Source organism: Candidatus Magnetaquiglobus sp., from assembly GCF_058402785.1.
Genome location: NZ_JBZVFG010000048.1, coordinates 21,872 through 28,010 on the forward strand (window position 1 = coordinate 21,872; position 6,139 = coordinate 28,010).

Here is a 6,139-nt window from a genome sequence, read left to right on the forward strand (position 1 = left end):
ATGGGGGTTGAATGGCATGCCAGGTTCGGCGAGGACCTGGGCATGGTGGCGAGTGTCAAGCGTGGACCGGGGACGACATGCCTGAAATTCTGAAAGAACTCTTGGGAACCGTTCATGGCTTCGGCGAGGGGTTGTTCGGACCGATGCTCTGGATCGGGGTTTGGACCGTGATCAAAATCGTGCTCCTGCTGGCCCCGGTGCTCTTCATGGTCACCTACATCACGCTGGCGGAACGCAAGATCATCGGCTTCATGCAGGTGCGTTACGGACCCAACCGGGTGGGCTTCTGGGGGATTCTCCAGCCCCTGGCCGACGCGGCCAAGCTGATCTTCAAGGAGTTGCTGCTGCCCGAGAAGGCGGACCGGACCCTCTTCTTCCTGGCTCCGGCCCTGACGCTGGTGCCGGCCCTGATCGCCTGGGCGGTGATTCCGTTCTCGCCGGGTCTGGTGCTCGCGGACATCAACATCGGCATCCTCTACATTCTGGCCATCTCCTCGATGGGGGTGTACGGCATCATCATGGCCGGTTGGGCATCCAACACCCGTTTCAGCTTCCTGGGCGGTCTGCGCTCGGCGGCGCAGATGGTCTCGTATGAAGTCTCCATGGGCTTCACCCTCATCCCGGTGGTGCTGCTCTCCGGCAGTCTCAATCTCACCGAGGTGGTCAATGCCCAGAAGGGGATGTGGTTCGTGATTCCCCTGCTGCCGATGTTCGTGATCTACTTCATTTCGGTAGTCGCCGAGACCAACCGTTCCCCCTTCGACCTCCCGGAGGCCGAGGCGGAACTGGTGGCCGGTTTCATCACCGAATATTCGGCCATGAGTTCGGGTTTGTTCTTCATGGGCGAATACGCCAACATGATCCTGGTCTCCTTCATGGGATCCATCCTTTTTCTGGGTGGATGGCTGCCGCCGGTAGGGTTCCTGGATTTCATCCCCGGCGTGATCTGGCTGGGGCTGAAGGCGTCGCTCCTGTTATTCGTCTTTTTGTGGATCCGGGCCACCTTCCCGCGCTATCGCTACGACCAGCTGATGCGGCTGGGTTGGAAGGTTTTTCTGCCCATCTCGCTTTTGTGGATTTTCGTCACCGCGCTGGGTGTGCTGCTGTTCGGAAAGGCGTAATGGAGGAGATGCCAAGATGGGATTGAACTTCAAGGAGTTGGCCGACACCTATGCCCTGCGGGAGCTGGCCTCCGGGCTGGCGGTCACGCTGCGGCACATGTTCAAGCCGCACATCACCATCCAGTATCCCGAGGAGCGCACGCCTTTGTCGCCCCGTTTTCGTGGCGAGCACGCCTTGCGTCGCGACGAGAAGGGTGAAGAGCGCTGCGTGGCCTGCAAGCTCTGCGAGGCCACCTGCCCGGCCCAGGCGATCTACATCGAGATCGATCCGGAAAGCCGCGCGGAGAAGCGTCTGACCCAGGTTTACAGCATCGACGAGACCAAATGCATCTTCTGCGGCTTCTGTCAGGAGGCCTGCCCGGTGGATGCGATCGTGCTGGGACCGAATTTCGAGTTTCACGGTTACACCCGCGAGGATCTCTATTACAACAAGGCGCGGTTGTTGGCCAATGGTGAGCGGTGGAAGGCGGAGATCGACGCCAATCTCGCCGCGGACGCCAAATACCGGTAAGCAGGAGCGCGACAGATCATGGTAGCGGATCTCGTATTCTACATCTTCTCGGCCATCTCCGTGGTCGCGGCCATCGGGGTGATCGCCAGTCGGAACCAGGTCCATTCGGTTCTGTTCCTGATCCTGGCCTTTTTCAACGTGGCCGGTCTGTTCGTGCTGCTGGAGGCGGAGTTCCTGGCCGCGATTCTGGTGATCGTCTACATGGGGGCGGTGGCGGTGCTGTTCCTCTTCGTGGTGATGATGCTCAACGTCGATTTCGAGGAGTTGCGCAAGGGGGCGCTGGAGCATCTGCCGATGGGGTTGTTCATCGGCGCGCTGATTCTCGTCGAGTTCGGCTTCATTCTCTCCGGGATCCATGTGGAGGGCCATGCCCACCAGGCGGCCAACATCTCGAACACCCAGCTGATCGGGCAGGTGCTTTTCACCAAGTTCCTGCTGCCGTTCGAGGTCGCCTCGTTGATCCTGCTCGTGGCGCTGATCGGCGCGGTGGTGCTGACGCACCGTCGGCGCAAGGACGTGAAGCGGCAGAATATCCCGGCGCAGATCGCCCGTCGGCGCGAGGATGCGGTGGAGTTGGTCAAGGTCGCCTCGGGTCAGGGAGCCAAGCCATGAGTCTGAACAACTATCTCTTGTTGAGCGCCATGCTGTTCACGATCGGCATTGTCGGAATTTTCCTGAACCGGCGCAACATGATCATCATCCTGATGAGCATCGAGCTGATCCTGTTGGCGGTGAACATCAACTTCGTGGCCTTTTCCCACTATCTGGGGGATGTGTCGGGCCAGATATTCACCTTTTTCGTGCTGACCGTGGCCGCTGCCGAGGCCGCCATCGGATTGGCCATACTGGTCGCCTTCTTCCGGAATCGCGCCACCATCGACGTGGAAGAGATCGACACCCTCAAGGGTTGAGCCGGGCCGCTCCATTCTCAAGGGCTGAAAAAACCCCACTTGCATGCGGGATTTGAGACCACGATGAGCAAGAACCTTCTGATTGTCCTACTGCCCCTCGCGGGATCCCTGATCGCCGGACTCTTCGGACGGCGTTTTCTGGGCAACGCGGTGAGCCGTCTGGTGACCATCGTCTGCATGTTGGGGGCGCTGGCGCTCTCGATCCAGGCCTTTCTGGCCATCGCCGTGGGGGATGCCCCGACGGTGCGCGAACCGATCTTCTCCTGGATCGTCTCCGGGGGATTCAAGGTCTCCTTCGGGATGCTGATCGACCGGTTGACCGTGGTGATGCTGGTGGTGGTCAACGGTGTTTCGACCCTGGTGCACATCTATTCGGTGGGCTACATGGCCGAGGATCCGGATCAGCCGCGCTTTTTCTCGTATCTGTCGCTTTTCACCTTCGCGATGTTGATGCTGGTCACCGGTGACAACTTCCTGCAACTCTTTTTCGGTTGGGAAGGGGTGGGACTGGCTTCGTATCTGCTGATCGGCTTCTGGTTCACCAAGGAGTCGGCCTGCAACGCGGCGATCAAGGCGTTCCTGGTCAACCGGGTGGGCGACTTCGGTTTCGCGCTGGGAATCTTCGCCCTGTACATGGTCTTCGGCACTCTGGATTACGCCGAGGTGTTCGGCATGGCTGCGGCGGGCAAGTATCCGGCCACGGTCGATTTTCCGCTCTGGGGCGCGGTGCCGACCATGACCCTGATCTGCCTGCTGCTCTTCGTGGGGGCCATGGGCAAGTCGGCCCAGCTGGGTCTGCACACCTGGCTTCCGGACGCGATGGAGGGTCCGACCCCGGTTTCGGCGTTGATCCACGCCGCCACCATGGTGACTGCCGGCGTATTCATGGTCTGTCGCGCCTCGCCGCTTTTCGAACTCTCCCAGACCGCCCTCAACGTGGTGACCATCGTCGGCGCCTCCACCGCCCTGTTCGCCGCCACCGTGGGCTTGGTGCAAAACGACATCAAGCGGGTGATCGCCTACTCCACCTGCTCGCAGCTGGGTTACATGTTCTTCGCCGCGGGGGTCTCCGCCTATCCGGCCGCCATGTTCCACCTGTTCACCCACGCCTTTTTCAAGGCCCTGCTCTTTTTGGGCGCGGGTGCCGTGATCCATGCCATGCACCACGAGCAGGACATGCGCCACATGGGTGGCCTGGTGAAGAAAATCCCCTTCACCTACGCGGTGATGATGATCGGTACGCTGGCTTTGACCGGCTTCCCCTATCTGGCTGGTTTCTACTCCAAGGACGCGATCCTCGAGTCGGCCTACGCGGCTCACACCACGGTCGGCACCCTGGCCTGGATCATGGGCATGCTCGCCGCGATCCTGACCACCTTTTATTCGTTCCGGCTGGTCTTCATGACCTTCCATCGCGGCGCGCCCAAGGATCACCATGACAGGCATGCCTACGACCACGCCCACGAGGCCCCCTGGTCCATGCGTCTGCCGCTGCTGATTTTGGCCGCCGGATCGCTGGTGTGCGGCTACCTGGGGCAGTCCATGGTCGATGTCGGCTGGTTCAAGGAGTCGATCGTCATCGTCAAGGGTCACGACGCCCTGGCCCATGCCCACCATGTGGCCGCCTGGGTGAAATGGTCGCCGTTCGGCATGTTCCTGATCGGCCTGCTTCTGGCCTGGATCCTCTACATCAAGGTGCCGGGCCTGCCGGCGATCATGGCCGACGTGCTGCGCGGCATATACCAGTTCCTGCTCAACGCCTGGTACTTCGATCGCCTCTACGATCGGCTCTTCGTGCGCACCGCCCGCGAGATCGGTCAGGGGTTGTGGCAGACGGGTGATGTCAAGATCATCGACGGTTACGGCGTCAACGGCACCGCCGGCCTGGTCGCGCGGTTGGCCCAGGGGTTGAAGCGGATACAGACCGGCTACGTCTATCACTATGCCTTTGCCATGGTGATCGGGGTTTTGATTCTGATCACGGTTTACGTTTGAGTTGGGGGCGGGAGAGAGCAACCATGCTGAGCCTTGTGACATTCCTTCCGCTTGTCGGAGCCCTGGTGATCCTGCTGGGGGTGCGCAACGACAACCTGGCCAAATACTGGGCCATGCTGGTCTCGCTGGTCACCTTCCTCATCAGTCTCGGGATCCTGCTCGGATTCGACACCAAGACCGCCAGCTTTCAGTTGGTGGAGGAGGTGGCCTGGCTGCCGGAGTACGGCATCGCCTATCGCATGGGCGTGGATGGGATCAGCCTGCCGTTCGTGCTGCTGACCACCTTCTTGACCCCGATCTGCCTGCTCGCCTCGTGGGAGTCGATCAAGATCCGGGTGCGTGAGTACCTGATGGCCTTTCTGGCCCTGGAGAGTTTTGTGGTGGGGGTGTTCTGCGCCCTGGACTTCATCCTCTTCTATGTGCTCTGGGAGGCGATGCTCATCCCGATGTTCCTGATCATCGGCGTCTGGGGTGGTCCGAACCGGGTCTACGCGGCCTTGAAGTTCTTCCTCTACACCCTGGCCGGTTCGGTGTTGATGCTGATCGCCATCCTGTCGCTGGGTTATGCGGGTCACACCTTCTCGATCCCCGAGTTGATGAAACTGCCGCTCTCGTTCTCGTTCCAGGTGTGGCTGTTCCTGGGTTTGTTCGCCTCCTTCGCGGTCAAGGTGCCGATGTGGCCGGTTCACACCTGGCTGCCGGATGCCCACGTCGAGGCCCCGACCGCCGGTTCGGTCATTCTGGCCGGCATTCTGCTGAAAATGGGCGCTTATGGCTTCCTGCGCTTCTCCCTGCCCATCCTGCCGGACGCCTCGCGCTTTTTCATCCCCTTCATCTTCGGCCTCTCCCTGATCGCGGTGGTCTATACCGCCCTGGTGGCCCTGATGCAGAAGGATCTCAAGAAACTGGTCGCCTATTCGTCGGTCTCCCACATGGGTTTCGTCACCCTGGGGATCTTCGCCCTGAATCAACAGGGGCTCGAGGGCAGTATCCTGCAAATGGTCAACCATGGCATCGTGTCGGGCGCTTTGTTCCTCGCGGTGGGCGTGGTCTACGACCGCATGCACACCCGCATGATCGCCCACTTCGGCGGTGTCGCCCATGTGATGCCGGTGTATGCGGTGATTTTCATGATCTTCACCATGTCCTCGGTGGGTCTGCCGGGCACCAACAGCTTCGTGGGCGAGATCCTGATCCTGTTGGGGGCCTTCATGGCCAACAAGGCGGTGGCCATGGTGGCGGCGACCGGTCTGGTCTTCGGCGCGGCCTACATGCTCTGGATGTTCAAGCGCGTGGTCTTCGGACCGATCGCCAACGACGAGGTGCGCGCCATGAAGGATCTGTCAATGCGCGAGGTGATGTTGTTCGCGCCGTTGTTGGTGCTGGTGTTCTGGATCGGCTTCTATCCAGCGCCGTTCCTGAATCTGTTCCACGCCTCGGTGGAACATCTGTTGATCCAGGCCGCGGCGGTCAAGACCGGTGCCGTGGCGGTGGCAGGGTTTTAAACCGCACTCATCACGGGATGCGTAGTTCTATTATCAAGGGTCCAGGGGGATTATCCCCCTGGTGGGATCCAAGGACAAAGCCCTTGGGACGTTGCT

General features: G+C 60.8%; 6 protein-coding genes. All 6 read left to right on the top strand.

Going from position 1 to position 6,139, the window contains the following annotated elements:
• Positions 1-77: 77 nt before the first annotated feature.
• The 6 genes from nuoH to ACV4UY_RS13705 all read left to right on the top strand — a co-directional run bounded on the left by nuoH (position 78) and on the right by ACV4UY_RS13705 (position 6,043).
• The gene (gene nuoH, locus ACV4UY_RS13680) at positions 78-1,121 is read left to right on the top strand and encodes an NADH-quinone oxidoreductase subunit NuoH (protein ID WP_491608141.1); all 1,044 of its coding nucleotides are present in this window, start codon (positions 78-80) and stop codon (positions 1,119-1,121) included.
• A gap of 16 nt (positions 1,122-1,137) precedes the next feature.
• Positions 1,138-1,632 carry an NADH-quinone oxidoreductase subunit NuoI gene (gene nuoI / locus ACV4UY_RS13685; protein WP_420903603.1) on the top strand — a complete coding sequence of 165 codons (495 nt, stop codon included), beginning with the start codon at positions 1,138-1,140 and terminating at the stop codon, positions 1,630-1,632.
• A gap of 18 nt (positions 1,633-1,650) precedes the next feature.
• Positions 1,651-2,244: an NADH-quinone oxidoreductase subunit J gene (locus tag ACV4UY_RS13690; protein WP_491608142.1), complete on the top strand. Its 594-nt coding sequence runs from the start codon at positions 1,651-1,653 to the stop codon at positions 2,242-2,244.
• The gene (gene nuoK, locus ACV4UY_RS13695) at positions 2,241-2,543 is read left to right on the top strand and encodes an NADH-quinone oxidoreductase subunit NuoK (protein WP_420903605.1); all 303 of its coding nucleotides are present in this window, start codon (positions 2,241-2,243) and stop codon (positions 2,541-2,543) included. The genes ACV4UY_RS13690 and nuoK overlap by 4 nt, the downstream gene beginning before the upstream one ends.
• Positions 2,544-2,606: 63 nt before the next feature.
• Entirely contained in the window at positions 2,607-4,538 is a 1,932-nt protein-coding gene (gene nuoL / locus ACV4UY_RS13700; protein ID WP_491608143.1) for an NADH-quinone oxidoreductase subunit L, read from the top strand.
• Positions 4,539-4,561: 23 nt separating this feature from the next.
• Positions 4,562-6,043, top strand: a complete 1,482-nt coding sequence (locus ACV4UY_RS13705; RefSeq protein WP_491608144.1) for an NADH-quinone oxidoreductase subunit M — start codon at positions 4,562-4,564, stop codon at positions 6,041-6,043.
• Positions 6,044-6,139 lie beyond the last annotated feature (96 nt).